General features: G+C 60.6%; 13 protein-coding genes and 1 CRISPR repeat array. Of the genes, 4 read left to right on the forward strand and 9 right to left on the reverse strand.

Annotated features, from left to right (window positions below):
* Positions 1-10 precede the first annotated feature (10 nt).
* Positions 11-1264 (reverse strand): ABC transporter substrate-binding protein, encoded by a 1254-nt coding sequence (locus tag HSDC_RS15930; RefSeq protein WP_064700945.1) that lies wholly within the window; start codon positions 1262-1264, stop codon positions 11-13.
* A gap of 181 nt (positions 1265-1445) precedes the next feature.
* On the opposite strand from HSDC_RS15930, the gene HSDC_RS15935 reads away from it, so the two are divergent.
* Positions 1446-2219: a dienelactone hydrolase family protein gene (locus HSDC_RS15935; RefSeq protein ID WP_064700946.1), complete on the forward strand. Its 774-nt coding sequence runs from the start codon at positions 1446-1448 to the stop codon at positions 2217-2219.
* A 120-nt stretch (positions 2220-2339) separates the two neighbouring features.
* Positions 2340-3596, forward strand: coding sequence for a dicarboxylate/amino acid:cation symporter (locus HSDC_RS15940; RefSeq protein WP_064700947.1), 1257 nt, complete (start codon positions 2340-2342; stop codon positions 3594-3596).
* Between the two features lie 74 nt (positions 3597-3670).
* Here the strand turns inward: HSDC_RS15940 and HSDC_RS15945 are convergent, their stop codons facing one another.
* A complete protein-coding gene (locus HSDC_RS15945; RefSeq protein WP_064700948.1) occupies positions 3671-3949 on the reverse strand; it encodes a hypothetical protein in 279 nt (92 codons plus the stop codon).
* A gap of 109 nt (positions 3950-4058) precedes the next feature.
* A complete protein-coding gene (locus HSDC_RS15950) occupies positions 4059-4649 on the reverse strand; it encodes a DUF4202 domain-containing protein (RefSeq protein ID WP_064700973.1) in 591 nt (196 codons plus the stop codon).
* Between the two features lie 133 nt (positions 4650-4782).
* Here HSDC_RS15950 and HSDC_RS15955 point away from each other — a divergent pair, with 133 nt between their 5' ends.
* Entirely contained in the window at positions 4783-5721 is a 939-nt protein-coding gene (locus HSDC_RS15955) for a glycerophosphodiester phosphodiesterase (RefSeq protein WP_064700949.1), read from the forward strand.
* Positions 5722-5774: 53 nt separating this feature from the next.
* Positions 5775-8623: direct repeats of the CRISPR family, unit length 28 nt; unit sequence TTTCTGAGCTGCCTGGGCGGCAGCGAAC.
* Positions 8624-8753: 130 nt separating this feature from the next.
* Here the strand turns inward: HSDC_RS15955 and cas6f are convergent.
* From cas6f to cas1f, 6 genes are all read right to left on the reverse strand, one after another.
* Positions 8754-9323 carry a type I-F CRISPR-associated endoribonuclease Cas6/Csy4 gene (gene cas6f, locus HSDC_RS16575; protein WP_073292257.1) on the reverse strand — a complete coding sequence of 190 codons (570 nt, stop codon included), beginning with the start codon at positions 9321-9323 and terminating at the stop codon, positions 8754-8756.
* A 3-nt stretch (positions 9324-9326) separates the two neighbouring features.
* On the reverse strand, positions 9327-10358 hold the full coding sequence (csy3, locus tag HSDC_RS15965) for a type I-F CRISPR-associated protein Csy3 (RefSeq protein ID WP_064700951.1): 1032 nt from the start codon (positions 10356-10358) through the stop codon (positions 9327-9329).
* 16 nt (positions 10359-10374) lie between these two features.
* Entirely contained in the window at positions 10375-11334 is a 960-nt protein-coding gene (csy2, locus tag HSDC_RS15970; RefSeq protein ID WP_064700952.1) for a type I-F CRISPR-associated protein Csy2, read from the reverse strand.
* Positions 11327-12700, reverse strand: coding sequence for a type I-F CRISPR-associated protein Csy1 (gene csy1, locus HSDC_RS15975; protein WP_137055364.1), 1374 nt, complete (start codon positions 12698-12700; stop codon positions 11327-11329). Before csy1 ends, csy2 begins: the two co-directional genes overlap by 8 nt.
* A gap of 76 nt (positions 12701-12776) precedes the next feature.
* A complete protein-coding gene (gene cas3f / locus HSDC_RS15980; protein ID WP_064700953.1) occupies positions 12777-16121 on the reverse strand; it encodes a type I-F CRISPR-associated helicase Cas3f in 3345 nt (1114 codons plus the stop codon).
* Positions 16118-17095 (reverse strand): type I-F CRISPR-associated endonuclease Cas1f, encoded by a 978-nt coding sequence (gene cas1f, locus HSDC_RS15985; protein ID WP_064700975.1) that lies wholly within the window; start codon positions 17093-17095, stop codon positions 16118-16120. The genes cas3f and cas1f overlap by 4 nt, the downstream gene beginning before the upstream one ends.
* 156 nt (positions 17096-17251) lie before the next feature.
* On the opposite strand from cas1f, the gene HSDC_RS15990 reads away from it, so the two are divergent.
* Positions 17252-18121 carry a WYL domain-containing protein gene (locus tag HSDC_RS15990; protein ID WP_082920080.1) on the forward strand — a complete coding sequence of 290 codons (870 nt, stop codon included), beginning with the start codon at positions 17252-17254 and terminating at the stop codon, positions 18119-18121.
* Positions 18122-18144: the final 23 nt, after the last annotated feature.

The following is an 18144-nucleotide window of genomic DNA, read 5'->3' on the forward strand; positions in this document are numbered from 1 at the left end:
CCGAATTATCTCAGGAGTCGCTGTCCTCGCTCGATTCGCTGTCATCCGTCGCGTTGTCCTCGCTGACAAATCCCTGACTGGTGAAGGCGCCGTCCTCGACCACCATTTCCAGCACCACGCCCGGCACGTCACCGTTCTCGTCGAACTCGTGGGTCCCCGAGGCACCCTCGTAGTTGATCTCGGTGCCGGCCGCGATCAGCTCCTTGGCCTTCTCCCATTCTCCCGGCAGGATGACCTCGCCCGGCGCCGAAGCGACGCTGCGTAGAGCTTCCGAGAGCCCCTCGCGCTCGGCATTGCCGTTCTGTTCGATCGCCAGGCCCAGCAGGAAGGCCGCGTCGTAGGCCTGGGCAGCGAACACCGCACTGGGATCGATCTCGGCCGCCTTGGCCGCTTCGTTGAAGATCTCGGTGCCGGGAAGGTCCGGGCTGCCCGGCCGCGTGGCGATCATGCCGTCGAGCACATCGGCACCGATGGCATTGACCAGGCTGTCGCCGACCATGCCGTCGGCCCCGATGTACTGGGTGAACATGCCGCTCTCATAGGCCTGGCGCACGACCGTCTGGCCCGAGGTATCGGCATAGGCCAGCACCACCAGGTTCGGCACGCCGGTGGCGGAGAGGCGACCCAGCTCCGCCCGGTAGTCGGAGCGATTGTCCTCGTGGGGCAGGTTCTCGGCCACCGTGCCGCCACCTGCCTCGAAGGCCTTCGTGAAGGCCTCGTCCAGGCCGCTGCCATAGTCATTATTGACGTAGGTAACCACGACTTCCTCGATGCCCTTGTCCAGCAGCAGCTTGGCCAGCATCTTGCCCTGGAAGGCATCCGAAGGCACCGTGCGGAACACGAGGTCGTTGTCGTCGATATCGGTCACTGCCGGTGCCGTGGAGGCCGGCGAGACCATGGTCACGCCACCGGGAACCGCCGCGTTGTTGGCCGCGGCGACGGTGGCCCCGGTGCACAGGGCACCGACGATGGCCGTGACCTGCTCGGTGTTGACCATGCGGTCGGCCGCGTTGGATGCCGCCGAGGCATCGGAACAGGTCGTATCACCGGTGGGCATGACGATGTCCTGGCCATCCAGCAGGCCGCCCTGTTCGTTGATCTGCTTCACCGCCAGCTGAGCGCCGTCATAGATCGGCGGCGTCAGGCTCTCGATGCCCCCGGTGAAGCCACCGAGGAACCCTATCTTCACCTCGGCCTGGGCCAGGCCGGCAAATGCTACGGAGGACGCCGCCACCGCCATCGCTAGAATGCGCTTGTTCATGATTGTTCGTCTCGCGTCTGGTTACACAGGATCACACCTCCACAATCTGGAAGGGGAGACGACAAAACACAAGCTGACACTGCCAACGCTCGGCGCCGTGCGGGGTTGTCGTCCTATACTGAGGTCTCACGCCCTCAAGGGGCGCCGCAACGCTTGATCATCCACCCCGGATGGGAGCCCGACGATGAGACGCATCGCGACACTGCCGCTTGCCGGCCTGTTCGCCAGCCTGCTGCTCGGCGGATTCACCGGCACCGCCCTCGCCGAGAAACCCGACGGCCAGCGCATCGACTACCAGGTAGGCGACGAGACCTTCAGCGGTTATCTAGCCAGCGCCCCCGACGAGGCCCGGGGCACCGTGCTGATCATCCACGACTGGGACGGCCTGACCGACTACGAGCGCCAACGCGCCGACATGCTCGCCGCCCAGGGCTACGACGCCTTCGCCATCGATCTCTACGGCAAGGGCAATCGCCCCGTGGAAACCGATGCCCGGAAGGCCGAGACCGCGCGGCTCTACGACGATCGCGAGCGCATGCGCCGATTGACCCAGGCCGGCCTGGAGGAGGCGCGCCGCCAGGGCGTCGCCCAGCCAACCGTGGTCATGGGGTATTGCTTCGGTGGCGCCGTGGTGCTGGAAATGGCCCGTTCCGGGCAAGCCGAGGACGTACGCGGCTTCGCCACCTTCCATGGCGGCCTCGACACGCCGGAGGGCCAGTCGTATTCCGCCGACACGCCGCCCATCCTGATCGCCCACGGCGGTGCCGATACCTCCATCGGCATGTCGGATGTCGCCACCCTCGCCGAGGAGCTGGAAGCCGCCGGCGCCCCCTACGAGATCGAGATCTACTCCGGCGCGCCTCATGCCTTCACCGTCATCGGCAGCGATCGCTACCAGGCTCGCGCCGACGAGAAATCCTGGGCCGCTTTCCACGCCCTGCTCGACGAGGTGCTGTAACGACGGACCGACATCCAAGGGGACGCATTTCTGCAAGTCCCGCGAGACGCCTTTCTGTAGAATCGCCTGCCGACATCCGAATTTATCGACTGACCACGATTCTTTAGAAAGGAGCTCCCCTTGACCGATCAACCTCCTGCGGCCAGCCCCAACCTCTGGCAGCGCATCCCTCTGTGGCAGAAAATCCTCGCCGGCCTGGTGCTCGGTGTGCTGGTCGGCGCCCTGATGGGCGAACAGGCCAGCCTCTTCAAGCCCCTCGGCGATATCTTCATCAACGCCATCAAGATGCTGATCGTGCCACTGGTGTTCTCGACCCTGGTGGTCGGCATCACCGCCATGCGCGATCCACAGAAGATGGGGCGCATCGGCCTGCGCACCATTGCGCTTTACCTGCTGACCACGGCCTTTGCCATCGCCATCGGCCTGTTCGCCTCCTGGCTGTTCCAGCCCGGCGTGGGCCTGGAGATGAGCTTCGACTCCGGAGTCGAGGCCAAGGAAGCGCCGAGCCTGCGCGAGATTCTGGTCGGTCTGGTCCCCCAGAACCCGATCGACGCCCTGGCCAGCGGCAACATCCTGCAGATCATCGTCTTCGCCATCGGACTCGGCATCTCGCTGACGCTGATCGGCGAGAAGGGCGAACCCGTGGTGAAGGTCTTCGAAAGCTTCGCCGAAGCGATGGTCAAGCTGACCAATATCGTCATGAGCTTCGCGCCCTTCGGGGTCTTCGGGCTGATCGCCCACGTGGCAGGCAGCTATGGACTGGAGGTGCTGCTGCCATTGGCCAAGGTGATCGGCGTGGCCTACCTGGCCAGCGTCCTGCACGTGCTGCTGGTCTATTCCGGGCTGCTGGCCCTGCTCGGCCGCCTCAACCCGCTGCGCTACCTGCGCGGCATCCTCGATGCCCTGGTGGTGGCCTATTCCTCGGCCTCATCCTCCGGCACCCTGCCAGTCTCGCTGCGATGCGCCCGGAACAACCTCGGTGTCTCGGAAGGTGTCGCCGGTTTCGTGCTGCCGGTGGGCGCGACCATCAACATGGACGGCACCGCCATCTACCAGGGCGTGGTCGCTGTATTCATCGCCCAGTTGCTGGGCGTGGACCTGAGCATGGCGGACTATGGCATGATCATCGTCACCGGCACCCTGGCCTCGATCGGCACTGCCGGCGTGCCCGGCGCAGGCCTGGTCATGCTATCGATCGTCATGGCCCAGATCGGCCTGCCACTGGAAGCCATCGCTGTGATCGCCGGTATCGACCGTATCCTCGACATGGCCCGTACCTGCGTGAACGTGGCCGGTGACCTGATGGTCACGACCCTGGTCGGCAAGAGCGAAGGCGAGCTGGACGAGAGCGTCTACAACGCCAAGACCTCGCGCTGAGCCCTCCCCGCCAGCGTGAAGCCAGCAGGCCGCCACCCGCCCCGGCAGGTGGCGGCCGCCCCACGACCGAACGATCACTCCGCACGGGGCCGAGATGCGCGACGCCAGGCGCCCAGCCGAGGCATGGGTTCCAGCTCGCCCTTGAGATACTGCTCGGTGGTCAGCAGGAACAAGCGCCGGAAGAGATCATGAATGGCCTCTTCCCGGCGCATTGCCAGCAGCTCCGGGTCCTCGTCGCGTTCCAGGTCTTCCCTGGGATATTCCCAGGCCATGCGTACCGAGCCCGAGCTGACATCGCAGATCTGCAGGATGGGATTCGTACCGCGAAACGCCGTCTTGATGTGATAGGCCATGTCACTCTCCCTCGCGTTGCTCGCTCGCCGGGCCGATCCCGATCGGCCCATAGATGATAACAATTATCATTTTTAAGCTTGGCCAGGGGACGACAATCTGTCAAGGCGATCAAGTACGGAGCGCGGCCTCCACGATCTCCCTGGCCTCATCGCTCATCGGCAGCCCCAGGGCCAGCTCGCGCGCCTGCGGCGACATCTTGCCCCACGTCTTGCGCACGATGCGGATCAGGTGGTCGCGCTCCACCTGACGCGAGAAATCCGCGAAGTAGTTCTCCAGGAACACCAGGCAAGCGCAGTCCTCCACCGCCTGGGTGCCGGCATCACGCCCCAGGCCCTGCTTGCGGATCATGCGCGCCACGCGCTCGGCATCCTCCTCGTCGAAGCCCGCCTCGCGCATCAGCGTCGCCGTGGTCTCGCCGGCACGCTGCCCCTGGTCGCGACGCCAGGTGAGATACCCTACGCGGCCCTCGGGATAAGCGTCGCGCGGTATCTGCCAGCGCTGCAGGTGCTGGCCGCGTACCGCCAGGCGAACGAGTTCGTCGGGAGAGGCCTCGAGGCGCTCCAGCCAGGCGCTCATGCGGCCGGCGTGCCACAATTCCTTGGGCAGGGACTGGCCCTCGACCTCTACCCGGCGCGGGTCTTCCGCGTGCAGGGTATCCAGGGCGTCAAGCGCCCGCTGATAGGCAGACGATGCTGACATGATGTTCTCCTCCTCGAGGGCGTTGTCGACGGTCGCCTCCATGTAAACACGCCAGGCTGGCCAGAACACCGATTTGCAGGAAGCACCATGGCCCGGCTAGGTTATTGCACGAATGTTCAATAAAAGGATAGCCATGTTTACCCACCGCTCCGTGTTCTCGTCCACGCTCGCCCTGCTGGGTGGCGCCACTCTCCTGGCCCCAGTGGCCACCCAGGCCGACGCGCTCGAACAGCAGCGCCAGGACCTCGAAGACTTTCAGGTGATCGCCCATCGCGGCGCCAGCGGCCACGCTCCCGAGCACACCTGGCCGGCCTACGACCAGGCACTGGCCATGGGCGCCGACTACCTCGAGCTGGACGTGCACATGAGCGCCGATGGGCAACTGGTCGCCATTCACGACACCACTCTTGACCGCACTACCGATGGCCAGGGGCCAGTGAAGGCGCACAGCCTCGACGAGCTCAAGTCGCTGGACGCCGGCAGCTGGTTCAACGCGGCCCACCCGGAACACGCCGATGATGCCTACGCCGGTGCCGAGCTCCTCACCCTGGACGAGGTCATCGACCGCTACGGCCAGGACGTGCGCTACTACATCGAAACCAAATCCCCCGCGGACTACCCCGAGCTGCAGGACGCCCTGGTCAGCAAGCTCGAGGCCGAAGGCCTGGTGCGCTCGGGCTCGGTGGTCATCCAGTCCTTCAGCCAGGCCAGCCTCGAGGAAGTGCACGACCTCAACCCCGACATCCCGCTGATCCAGCTGCTCTGGTACTCCCCCAGCGAAGACGGCGAGACGCTCGAGGAATGGACCGGCGTCACCCCCAGCCCGGCCGACATCACCGACGCTGACTTCCAGGCCATCGCCGACTACGCCGTAGGGGTCGGCCCCAACTACCTCTATGACGGTCAGCCGGTCATCGACGCCGACTTCATCGACCAGGCCCATGCCAACGACCTGCTGGTGCACGTCTACACCATCAACGAGAAAGACCAGATGCGCCAACTGCTCGACTGGGGCGTCGACGGCCTCTTCACCAACTTCCCCGATCGGTTGAAGGAAGTGAGGGGGGAGTGAACTGCCTGGGCGACAGCGAACGCCCGCCAGATCCTGGCCTACGTGCCCGAGGATTTCTGAGCTGCCTGGGCGGCAGCGAACCTTGGCGAACTCTCGCGCAGCCAGGCGTCCAGTTTCTGAGCTGCCTGGGCGGCAGCGAACTGCTCGAGACCCTCGAGGCCATCAACCAGGAGTTTCTGAGCTGCCTGGGCGGCAGCGAACCGCTTTGGGGATGACCAGGGCGGACGGGTCTTTTTCTGAGCTGCCTGGGCGGCAGCGAACGTTGGGGAATCGCATCACCGCGAACAACGTCATTTCTGAGCTGCCTGGGCGGCAGCGAACCTCATGGCCAGCTACGGCGCCATCTCCGCCGCTTTCTGAGCTGCCTGGGCGGCAGCGAACATACCAGTGGTGGCGGCGCTGGCGTTGTTGTTTTTCTGAGCTGCCTGGGCGGCAGCGAACGCCCGTCTCCGCTGCGACCTGCGGTACCACCATTTCTGAGCTGCCTGGGCGGCAGCGAACAACTCCCTGGAAACCACCCGTAACAACCTTGATTTCTGAGCTGCCTGGGCGGCAGCGAACGGGTGCTCGTCCCCTCGTGCCCATGCCTTGAGTTTCTGAGCTGCCTGGGCGGCAGCGAACTCGTTGTAGGGTACCTTGACGCTGCCCTTGCTTTTCTGAGCTGCCTGGGCGGCAGCGAACACACCTGTAGAAGTTCTTCCAGCTTCTTTTCATTTCTGAGCTGCCTGGGCGGCAGCGAACACGTTATAGCGCTTTCTGAGCTCGCCTATGAATTTCTGAGCTGCCTGGGCGGCAGCGAACCCACTGACGTGCTACCCCAGGGTGCTCACCTGTTTCTGAGCTGCCTGGGCGGCAGCGAACGACCTGGTGATGGGGGACGTGGTCGAGCTCAATTTCTGAGCTGCCTGGGCGGCAGCGAACTCACGCGGCCACGCTGGCCGAGGCGACGATTCTTTCTGAGCTGCCTGGGCGGCAGCGAACGTGTTCGAGGTGGCAGATGATAACGCCAAGATTTTCTGAGCTGCCTGGGCGGCAGCGAACGTCAAGACGTGACGCACTATGCTGAGCATGCATTTCTGAGCTGCCTGGGCGGCAGCGAACACGCGGGCCTGGAAGTCGCGGAACTTGGCCCATTTCTGAGCTGCCTGGGCGGCAGCGAACTCGTAGTTATGGGCGTTGTCCATCAAATCGCGTTTTCTGAGCTGCCTGGGCGGCAGCGAACCAGACGGCCTTGCTCAAGGGTGAGATGAGCATTTTCTGAGCTGCCTGGGCGGCAGCGAACTGCACCGGATGAAAGCGGCTCGGCGCGGTGATTTTCTGAGCTGCCTGGGCGGCAGCGAACAGGGTCCGCCACGGAGAACTTGCCGTTCCCCGTTTCTGAGCTGCCTGGGCGGCAGCGAACGTAAACCAGCGTCAGGATGTTGATGGCAACCATTTCTGAGCTGCCTGGGCGGCAGCGAACAGCACCGAGCGCCGGGGGAACAGCACGCCATATTTCTGAGCTGCCTGGGCGGCAGCGAACGTCCGGTCATACCGGCGCACGCACTCCTGCCATTTCTGAGCTGCCTGGGCGGCAGCGAACTTGTCGGCACGATCGAGCCAGTCGCGGGCCTTTTTCTGAGCTGCCTGGGCGGCAGCGAACTTGACCACCTAAAGGTGTTTGTCAACCTCTAATTTCTGAGCTGCCTGGGCGGCAGCGAACTTGAGCGGATCGCGGCTACCCTTCGGGCCACTTTTCTGAGCTGCCTGGGCGGCAGCGAACGGGCGCTTCTTGTTGCGGGCCTTGTCGGTCATTTTCTGAGCTGCCTGGGCGGCAGCGAACGAGTACAACGCCGTGCATCGCGACGACTCAACTTTCTGAGCTGCCTGGGCGGCAGCGAACACGTTATAGCGCTTTCTGAGCTCGCCTATGAATTTCTGAGCTGCCTGGGCGGCAGCGAACCAAGGAGATCATCAACTCGGCGCTCCGCGTCGTTTCTGAGCTGCCTGGGCGGCAGCGAACCGGTATATGCGATGCACGTCGCGAAATCGGTATTTCTGAGCTGCCTGGGCGGCAGCGAACTACGATGACCAGGCCGGAACCGTGACCCTCGATTTCTGAGCTGCCTGGGCGGCAGCGAACGCGTCGGGTTCGCCGAGCTGACCATCGACCGATTTCTGAGCTGCCTGGGCGGCAGCGAACTATCAACAACCTCTCCGTGAGCGCTTCACGACTTTCTGAGCTGCCTGGGCGGCAGCGAACACGGTGCGAGCCAGGCAGGGCGGGGATGATCATTTCTGAGCTGCCTGGGCGGCAGCGAACTCTGGTGGGGGTATCGACCGCATTGGGCCACCTTTCTGAGCTGCCTGGGCGGCAGCGAACTTTGCCGGCGGTATCGGTATCTTTGGCGATGATTTCTGAGCTGCCTGGGCGGCAGCGAACGGCACGTGTCCCTCGCGGCACCAGCGGCGCACTTTCTGAGCTGCCTGGGCGGCAGCGAACGACGTGGCGCTATGGCGGACTGAGGTCGCCCATTTCTGAGCTGCCTGGGCGGCAGCGAACCCGCACGCGCCAGCAGATCGCATCCACCTATCTTTCTGAGCTGCCTGGGCGGCAGCGAACGGGATGGCAAATGGTCGTGGCGAATTGCGCTGTTTCTGAGCTGCCTGGGCGGCAGCGAACTGTGGCTGGCGTCGAGCGTGACCACGGGCAGTTTTCTGAGCTGCCTGGGCGGCAGCGAACAAGACGACTCGGCTGTTCGTGCCGCCTGAGCATTTCTGAGCTGCCTGGGCGGCAGCGAACGGGATTGGCACGCCATCTTCGGCAGCCGCACTTTTCTGAGCTGCCTGGGCGGCAGCGAACAGCGCCCACCGGGCAGCCATCGCTCGCATCCATTTCTGAGCTGCCTGGGCGGCAGCGAACAAGAGCTTATCACAGCTAACCAGCTGATTGTTAAAGAGCATTCCTACAAAGAAAGCGCCACACCCTTTTCCAGGAAATGGCGCTAACTTATTGATTTACTAGGCCTCAATAGAGGCTTCTCAAAAAAGGGTCAAAACCAGGGCACAGTCGCTTCACGGCTCAGCCCGTAATGATTGAAGCGCCCTGCCACCGGTGCCACCTGTGGTTGCCCATGCTCAATGAACAACGCAAACCGTTGCCCACTAGAACGACTATTCACTTGTACGAACGGTAGAGAGATCTTGCGCTCAGCGGGTGCCGACATACATTGGCGCGCCTCTTCTTCGCTGATGTCGTGGCGACGCGCATAGCGCTTGACCCGGCTTGGGCCACCCGTATTGAACTGCCGGCGCACCACACGACGATGACACGCGTCCGCGGGAACCGGTGCAATATCCGCCAGCTCTACGTGGTCACGCATACCTGCCAGCCACGGGAGCGCCATCAGCTGTTCAAGGCGGCTCTGCTGAGCATGCAGCCGTAACCGTTCACCCGGTGTGCGAGCACGCACACCGGTCTTGTGGTCAGGTAGGCTTACACCAATATCATCGGCCTGCAGATCAAACAGTGCCCGATGGAGCTTGCTGTAGAGCGCACTCATCAGCATTGTCGCCGAAAAATCCGGGTCCGGCCGTAACCGAATATCGAGATAATGGTCCATGGCTTACCCCGCTTCGCCGAAGACACCACCACGAATCAAGGTCGCCATCACGAAGTGCTGTTGTTCCGTATTCGGCACTTTATCCTTGATCATCCAATTGTCCAGTAGCGAATAGAAATCCACCTTCTGCTTGGGCTGACGGTAGGCTGTACCTTGAGGCGTCACGGAGCCATAAGGTTCGACAGCAATGGGGCCTAGATCGCTGCCATCTTCCGGTGTTGGATACCAGGTATCGATAGTGCGAATGGCATTTCCCAGCTTCTGGGAGTGAATTCCTGCCACACCATCCACTTGGTAAAGTGTCTTGCTCTTGTCGCCGCGACCACGCTCGAGAATCAATTCTTGCGACGGAAAGACTTCTTGTCCCATACCGACATGCGCAAAGGCGATAACCTCAAGAATCAGATGACGCTCACCCGCCAAGGCATCGGCAATATCTTTCGCGAGTACCTGGATCTGCGCGTCATCATCGAAACCTCGCAGCGAAAGGCTCAGTGCATCGAATGTCCACTCTTGCGCGACCTTGCCGCACTCCATGCGTCGAATGCGCACTTCGACTTGCTCAGCGCCAACACGGTTACGCCATAAGAAACGGCCGTTCGCCAGATTATGGGCATAACGACGTGCCAACTCATTAAACCCTTGCGTTTGCACATACTCCGCAACAGCTTGTTGCAACTTGGCTTGATAGTCAGCGTTATTGCATGCCGAGGGTGTGCCGGCACCGCCAAGCACCCGCAGCGTAAAGCGTGCCATCAGGGTATCCGCCTCATGGGGCAAGGTGGCGACATCAACGGTCTGAAGATTGGGATTCTCGATAGCGGCATCAAGCTTTGCTGGGTCTTGCTCCTTGGCCTTGAGGCGATTGGAAATCGTACCACGTACCGACTTTTCACGAACCGTGACCGGCTGCCAGTCGTCCAGCACATCGCGCTGTGACCACTGCCCGGCGTACAACAGCGCATCAGAAGGGTCGAGCTTGCGCTCGAAAGCGAGAACGGAGGCGGTCTTGAGTGCGTCGTCTTTCTTAGCCATCTTCAGCTCCTTGTCATTAAGCGCTATGTGCACGCTGGGTATAATCATTATTGAGACGATACAGACCGGTATCGAGGTCGTTATCGACATACCAGAGCAAGTCCTCAGGGGACGTCAAACGATGAGGGCTAACCCACTCGCCAATGGAGTAAATGCTTTCCACGAAGCGAAACGGGATCTGCGTATCTCGCGCATTCGCCACGCTGTCCGGTTCGAACTGCTCTGAGATCGCGCTATAGCCCACCGGAATCGGAACCAGCCAACCAGGATAAGGGCGGCGTATTTCCCAACGCACCTCTCCACCTTCGGCATCGACATGGCACTGATGGTTGAGGCGCGACAGATCAAGCCAGGCATCCAGCACTGTCGCATTTTCGTCTTTGGCTTGAAGAGCCCCGGTATGCTCGACAAGGCGATCATCGCGTAATACCAGGGCGAAGCCTGGCAACCAACGACGTTTCAGGCGCTTGAACTGCTTTTCACGCTCACTGGAGTCGTCATCCAGCGCAATCCACTTAGGGCGTTGCCGGTCAGGGGAAACACGAGAATTGGGCATTACGCTGCCACCTGCAATGCGCATCCCGGCCACGATATCCCCCGCCTGTTGCGCGATATGCTGGCGCTGTTCGTCCGAAGCCGCGGCATCGATAGCGAATATCAGGGTGATATCCAGATGAATACGCCCTTCTTCGACAATCGCGGCCGTAGCACCGGTTTTATCGACGGGATTGCGTGTGAGATGAAAGGCGCGGGTATAACCACCGTCGGTGGCTTGCGGCTCGACGTCATGACACACCACCCCAATACGATCCAGCGAGACGTTGATATCCGCTGTGCTTAGCTTGCGCTCCAGAGCATGCATCATGCCCACAAAGGCGCTCATGGCCGGGAAGCCCCACGTCATCGGACTCGAAATCGCGTTGGCATTTTGCACACGGAGACGCGGCAGCACTAGAAGGTTCTGGACGTCACTCATCGCCTTCCCCTCCCTCTAGCTCTTCCAACTCACCGAGTTCTTCCATCAGAGCGGCCATCCATCGACGGTCTTTATCCAGCAGTCGTTGATGAGAAGCATCATGACCGATCTCCTTCTTCCAGTGACGAAACTCGACATCCCCTAGCGGTAACTTGCCTCCAAGCGCCTCGTTAAGCCAATTGGCGAAACGGTGGCGAATCTCGTCAGGCCAGTCTGCTTCATGGCGCGCCTTACGGAACTCGTCATCCTCTTGGGCACGGCCCGGATCAAGCCAGAAAGCCTCTTCTTCGGCTAAACGGCAGTTTTCATCGGCACTCCAGCCTGGCTCAAGGCTATGCATCTGCATCGTGAACAGGATTAGTTCATCTATGATCATCGTGGTGTAGTCATCACGTAGATCACGTGTATGCATATCTGTGTTGGGATTGGTCTCCAGGAAACGCTTCAAATCACCGACCAATGCCCGTACTTCCTTACGTCGACCAAACATTCCGCTGCGAGACAACACGGAACCCACCTTTAATGGTGGGTGGATATCACGAGAGCTCCAAGCAGGTGGCAACGACGCCAACAAATAGTTGTTACCACCTCGCTCGCTATTCAGTTGCGAGATATTCTGCGGTTTTGTACCGCCCATCTTCTGCGAAGCAATATTGGGATAATCATGAACTTCTTGCTCACTCAGCTTCCCTTCACGTTTGGCCTTTCGGGCCTCCTTGGCCGCGTCACTGAAACGATCCCGGTTGATCGTCTGGAAGACACGATGCGCCAGAGAGGTCGCATAGAGCGGCGCCAATAGCTGGAAGTCACAGTCCTCGACCGCATCTTCACCTGTCAGCCAATACACCTGCTTAGCACGAGTATGAGAAGCATGCTCACCGCGAGGCTCGGTAATGCCAGCAAAGGACTGCATCCAGGCTTGTGACTGCTCGGGAGTATCGCTTAAGGCACGCGCCAGCTCAGCGTCGCCCTCAAGCACCCGCTCCAGCAATGATTTGCCGTCGTACTCGAGCTTCAAGAATTTATATACATCGAGAGCAGCGGCATTACCCACAACATCGCCATCGAAGTCCGTCGGCAGCACATGACTTCCTACCGCTTGATGTTTGGCAAGAGACTCAGGGGGAACATATAGATTAGAGCCCTTGGCATCCGGGTGGATAGGTTTTAGGGAATGGGTTACGACTTGCAGCTGACTGACACGCCGAGCGGCATCATCGATCCAGGCATCATGCTGAAACTGTTCAACCAGCGCATGGTACTTGGGATCATCGAAAGATAATTTTTCTGCTTTGGTATCGAAACGTTCCTTGACGAATCGATCGATGACATCGCGTATCCCTGCTGCTTGTTGTGTCATTGCCATAGATCACCTTAATCGGACACTCACTGAATGAATGATACTTACTTTTCACATTGCCTTTCTTTATTTTCCACTTCACTCACCTTCTGTTCACAAACCCCAGCACGGAATGGTAATGCCACCCATGCGTGCTCTCAGGTACGCTGACGATGCCAAACGTACGTGCAGCTCTATCGAGCGAGATATCCAGATCCTCGGCGAGATCGGCAAGTGCCGTCAGGTAGTCGTCGGTTCCCCAGGGCTGAATCCTTTCGCCTTGCTGCGTCGCCAGATCGACTCGCGTCAGCAGGCTTTCTTCCACTTCCACGTAAAGCGTTTCGCCACGCTTGGTACCGTCCTCAACCCGGTGCAGCGTCCAGGTTTCACCGCCCTCGTCAGGTAACAGGGCCAAGGCCACATCCGTCTGCGTTTGCTGACGGAATGGCTGACGCTGGGTGAGCACACCGGTCAAATGCATGCGCGGCACGACATACCAGGTATAAGCCCCTAACGGTGGTAATGACGGCGTCTTGCCTAGCCGGCGCTCTTTTTTGGTCAACGGCGGGGCGGGTTGCTCGATCATCTGCGTGATCAGACGTTGATGCTCCAGGTCCACCAGGCTGTCACGAGGTTGCAAGGCCTCACGCGCCAGCACACGCGGGCGAGCATCGATGACCTGATAGTCTTCCGGCGCGAGCAATGCATTCAGCGAATGGCTATTGAGGCGCCAGGACTCGTCCGTCTCGAACCCCGGGCGCTGGAAAGCGAGGCGCCCGGGGTCTTCCAGATGTTTTAGGTTGGTCTCCAGGAGTTGGACATTCGGCGTGTCGCAGCGCTTGTCGCGATGACGCCATACCCGCCCGGCAAGCTGAATGATCGAGCGCATGGAGGAAGGCTCGACGATCGCCCAGTCATAGTCATGATCTCGACCGACTTCGGTAACCGGGCTTCCAAGCACAATAAAAAGATGATCGTCTTCGTCACTGCCATCGAGTAAACGCCGAATATCGGCCTGTTCGAACACTCGGTCCGGCTCGGCACGTTGCAGCGTCTGGTCCAGACGTCGTTCGATCGCCGAGCGCATGACGAGCGGATGTCGGGAATGATAGACACATAGATGAACCCTCTGGTCATCGAGAGCGCCCAGCTGAAACAGTTCAGTGGCAACATCCACCAGTGGATCGATATTGGCCATGCGTATCAGGCCAAAGCTCACGCGTTTGCCCGTTATCGGGTCACAAGAATGGTGACGCTCGTGTAGTTGGCCAGCTTGGTCGCGTAGCATTCCGGCAAGGCCGGCACGAATCTCTTCTGGTCGTTTTCCCAACGACGGCATGGAGATGAGTTCCCCTCGCCGCCGCACCGGGCTATCGGCCAAGCGCTTGAGTCGACGCTCAGCAAAAGCGGCATGTGCGGCGCTGAAGGCGCCACCATCGGCGCAGTCATGGTGCTGACGATCGCTCTCATCGAACCATGCGCAACAAATATCGACCGGCAAACCAGGCTCACCGCGATGGCGCTGGTAGGCTTCGCGCCCACTGCGATAGGCATCGTACAAGCCTCGTATCAACGCGGGGGGCAGGGTGGCCGATGACAGCAACACGCGCGAGCCCAGCATCCCCGCCCAATGAACCAACCGTGTTAACGCGGGCAGATCGTTGATATCGAAGTCATCGATTTCATCGAGCACCAGATCGCTGCTCATCAGGCGCAACATAGGGACGATCTGCTGGCCCCCTCGCGCGCTTTCTGTCGCCGGCACCAAGTGGTCCACGGTGCATACCAGAATGGGGGCTGCAACCAATGAGCGCGTCCCCGGCTCATTGCCCAGACGTTTAAGCAGCGGGTGACTCTCGAAATTGCCCTCGAACACGACGTGAGCATCTTCATCGATCAGCCCCTGACGAGAGGCGGAACCGCTGGCCTCGGCTTCACGTTCGTAGTGATCGAAAAGTGCTTTGTTGGCGCTGCCACCAACCCTCACCGCGAGTTCGTCTTCGCCTAGATTGAGGCGTTCACGCAAGGCTTGGCCGGTTTGCAAGGTGAGCGTGCGGAGCCCTAGCGCGATACTAAAGCGTGCCCCCTGCTCCGGATCGGCCAACGCATACAGGATACGACCGTTGGCCAGTGTCTTACCGCAGCCCGTGGAGGCCATGTTGATACCGAAAAAGCCTTGGCGCCAGCTACGTTCACGCAGTGACTGGGCAAGATCGAACGCCTTGTCCTGCCAGCGAAAGCGCGCATGGTTACTACGTTTGCGGAAGCCTTTATGCCGTGCCAGGCGAGGCAAGTGGCTATCGACACTGGGGAGCGCCCGCGCCACCACTGCCGCATGTTTCTCAACCCCCAGAATGTGCTCATCCAGCAATTGATTGGGTTGCCCCGTCTTGCGCACGGTATTGGCTACCAGCGGATACTGAGGCTCACCAGGTACACGGTGTATAGGGTCTTCGAGGCTCGAGTAGTGATGATCAGCAAGCATCAGGCACAGGCGGGAAAGATGCATGACATAAGGACTATCGAGCCAGTTGGTGTTACCGCAACGACGTGTCAAAAGGCGCTTTGCTTGTTTGGCCGCCCGCTCCCGCCAACGCCGAGTGTCCACCGGTAAGCCATGCTTGAATTGCCAGTAGGGCTTGATGCGCGCCGCATCTTGCGTCGAGGGAATTTCATTCCATCGCGCATCAATGAGCTCTAGCAGGTCATCCAGCTGCTCCATTTGTAGCGTGACACTACGGCTCCCCCAGCGTGCCGCCGGATCCGAAGTATCATCGGGAGGTTTGAGAGGTAAACGATGGTGGCTAATGACCAACCAGCCAAGCGCGGCCGCCAACGGCGGCAAGTGACGGAATACCGCGGAGGGCGTAGTGTCGAGCCCATCGCACTCCAACCCCTTTAGCCAGTCTTGCGTCTGATAGCGGCCTTCAGCGAGCCGCGTTAACCAGGTCTCGTCATCGTCATCACCGACGAAGGCCTGGAAGAGACGTAGCGAAACCCACTCATGACGGTACAGATTTCGTCCTTCCAACTTGCCTTGCAGACGTTGCTGAAATGCTGCAGTCGCCTTTCCCAAGTCATGCAGCAATGCCGCCATGGAAGCCAGCAGCCGTATATCTTCGCCACTATGCCAGTCGTTTTCGTCTTCACGACGAAGAATATCCCGTGACGTCGTATTGGTGGGCACCGCCCCTTGCAAGTTGAAGCGTTTGGCATCTCCTACGACCCAGACCAGTTCGCTATGGTCATGGCCACGAATCCAGTGACATGCCACGGCAGTGTTCTTGCGCGCCGTCTTGCGCAGCAACTTGCGTAACGTTTCGAGCCCCTCGAGTGTAATCGGGGTCTGCCAGGTCCGCTCGCCACGACGCTCGGCAAACTGATCCAGAATACGCCGGGTTTCCTTGAGGGCATTCTTGTGGCACTGGGAGACCAACAGCACATTCATTCGCCAGGCCCTCCTCCGAGCTCGAGAGCCACGGCTTTAAGCGTATCGATCATGAAATCGAGAGACTCGGTGCGTGTCAGCCGTTCGATACAGGCCTGGCGAAATTCTTGTTCCTCATCGCCTCGCATGGCCGACAAAAACGCTTGCGGGAGAATGATGGCGTCCTTGACCAGGTCCGCAACATCGAAGACCAAGCCACCACGGCGAGTCTTGCCATGCAGCACCGCCAAACCGTGGGGTATCCCCAGCACCCATGTCGCGGTTGCCGCCAACCCATAGGCCAGGTAATTGCCATGGTCGAGAAACCGGTTTGCGGGGTCGGTTCCGCTACCACGTTTGGCACGCGTGAATTCACCGTAGCTCACCGCTTGTGTCGCTACCTTGAACAACGTTTTGGTCAAGCGCGCTTCGAGTGTCAGCAGTGCCACGGTATCAGCCGCATTGGCAATCGCGTCTCTATGCTGTGTCAATACATCACTCAGGTACTGTGCGGATACTTCAAAGCCCGCTTCCTTGAGAGGTCGACTTTGCCATAGCGCCTCAATGCGCGATAACCGCGCCGTCTGGAAGGCGCGGGCAGCCTCTAGACGCTTTTCATCGTCAAACCAGAAGCGCACCCAGTACTGCAGATATTCGGTCGGGCGGTATTCGCTCTGCGGTGTTAGCCAGGCAACATCGACATCCACTTCATTGGCCGCGAAAAGCGGCGTTCCACCACCTCCGCAGAAACCCACCAACACCCCTGCCTTGGCCAGTTCGCGCATCGCGGCTTGGGTAATCGAAGTTCCCGTGCCTAATAATAATGAAGTAGTGTTGGCAATAGGAATGTTCCAGTAGCGCGATTCCTTGCCTTCATCGGTCACATACTCGACTCGACCACCGTTGACCAACACGCGACAATGCTGAAGGTAATACAGGTTCGCCCGCTTCGAGTGCAGGATCGTCTTGAGGTCCGATGGAGAAAGGTCATCCATTATTGTTGCTCTCACTGCCCTGTCCTTCTCCCCATCCAAGCACGCACGCTCCGTCTCCGCCACCGCTGGACATCCATCCACAATACTCTTCAACCCGGCGTCGAACCGGGGCACTATCATTAAGGTCGAATGTGGCAACCATGGATGGAGGCCGTCATGAATGCGCATATGCCCCTTGCCTGGGATACCCTGGCACGCTATCGGCTGATCGAGATTCTGGCACTGTGGGAAGGCCGCGTGGTGGCCGGACAGATCGGCGAGGCGTTCGGTATCGGTCGCCAGCAGGCACAGAAGGTGCTGCGACGTTACCGGGATCTGGCGCCGGAGAACCTACGGTACGACGATACCCGCCACGGTTTTCTACCGAGTCCGAACTTCCTGCCCCGCTTTACCCAGGGTCGGGTTGATGAGTACCTACACCTGCTGAACGCTCACGACTCTCTGGGATCGCCCTTCGCCGGGCTCGGCATGGGCGCGGCAAACACAGAGTCGTTGCCGATGCCAAGCCGGACGATATCCCCAAGCGTCGTGCGCGCCGTGGTCAAGGCGGCCCGGGAGGGGCGCCGGTTGGAAGTGACGTATGCATCCTTCTCGAGTCCGGCGGGAGAGGAGCGCATTCTCGTGCCGCACACCCTGGTGTTCGCCGCCGGGCGCTGGCATGTGCGAGCCTACTGCGAGAAGCATCGCAACTATCGGGATTTCGTGCTGAGCCGTTTTCGCGGCGTGCCGGAGGAGGCCGGTGCGATGCTCGGCCAGCATGATGCCGCGCATGACGAACGCTGGCAGACCCGCGTCGCGGTGCGCCTGATTCCTGACCGGCGCCTGCCCCAGGACGAACGGGATCTACTGGCGCTGGATTACGGCATGTACAACGGCGAGCTGGAGCTGCACTGTCGCGGCCCCCTGGTGCGCTATGCCCTGCGCGAACTGGGCATCAACCCGCACCATGCGGAGGCCAATCCCCGCGCTCAGCAGATCGAGATCGCCAACCGCGAGTCATTGGCCTCCTGGATCCTCTGGTCCTGAAGCCTTCCAGGACCGATCGATGA

This window comes from Halomonas caseinilytica (genome assembly GCF_001662285.1).
GTDB classification, from domain to species: Bacteria; Pseudomonadota; Gammaproteobacteria; order Pseudomonadales; family Halomonadaceae; genus Halomonas; species Halomonas caseinilytica.

Excerpts from the sequence above, each read along its gene's own strand:
- HSDC_RS15935 (WP_064700946.1), top strand. The coding sequence starts at position 1,446 with ATGAGACGCATCGCGACACTGCCGCTTGCCGGCCTGTTCGCCAGCCTG.
- HSDC_RS15945 (WP_064700948.1), bottom strand. The coding sequence starts at position 3,949 with ATGGCCTATCACATCAAGACGGCGTTTCGCGGTACGAATCCCATCCTG.
- HSDC_RS15950 (WP_064700973.1), bottom strand. The coding sequence starts at position 4,649 with ATGTCAGCATCGTCTGCCTATCAGCGGGCGCTTGACGCCCTGGATACC.
- HSDC_RS15955 (WP_064700949.1), top strand. The coding sequence starts at position 4,783 with ATGTTTACCCACCGCTCCGTGTTCTCGTCCACGCTCGCCCTGCTGGGT.
- cas6f (WP_073292257.1), bottom strand. The coding sequence starts at position 9,323 with ATGGACCATTATCTCGATATTCGGTTACGGCCGGACCCGGATTTTTCG.
- csy3 (WP_064700951.1), bottom strand. The coding sequence starts at position 10,358 with ATGGCTAAGAAAGACGACGCACTCAAGACCGCCTCCGTTCTCGCTTTC.
- csy2 (WP_064700952.1), bottom strand. The coding sequence starts at position 11,334 with ATGAGTGACGTCCAGAACCTTCTAGTGCTGCCGCGTCTCCGTGTGCAA.
- csy1 (WP_137055364.1), bottom strand. The coding sequence starts at position 12,700 with ATGGCAATGACACAACAAGCAGCAGGGATACGCGATGTCATCGATCGA.
- cas3f (WP_064700953.1), bottom strand. The coding sequence starts at position 16,121 with ATGAATGTGCTGTTGGTCTCCCAGTGCCACAAGAATGCCCTCAAGGAA.
- cas1f (WP_064700975.1), bottom strand. The coding sequence starts at position 17,095 with ATGGATGACCTTTCTCCATCGGACCTCAAGACGATCCTGCACTCGAAG.
- HSDC_RS15990 (WP_082920080.1), top strand. The coding sequence starts at position 17,252 with ATGAATGCGCATATGCCCCTTGCCTGGGATACCCTGGCACGCTATCGG.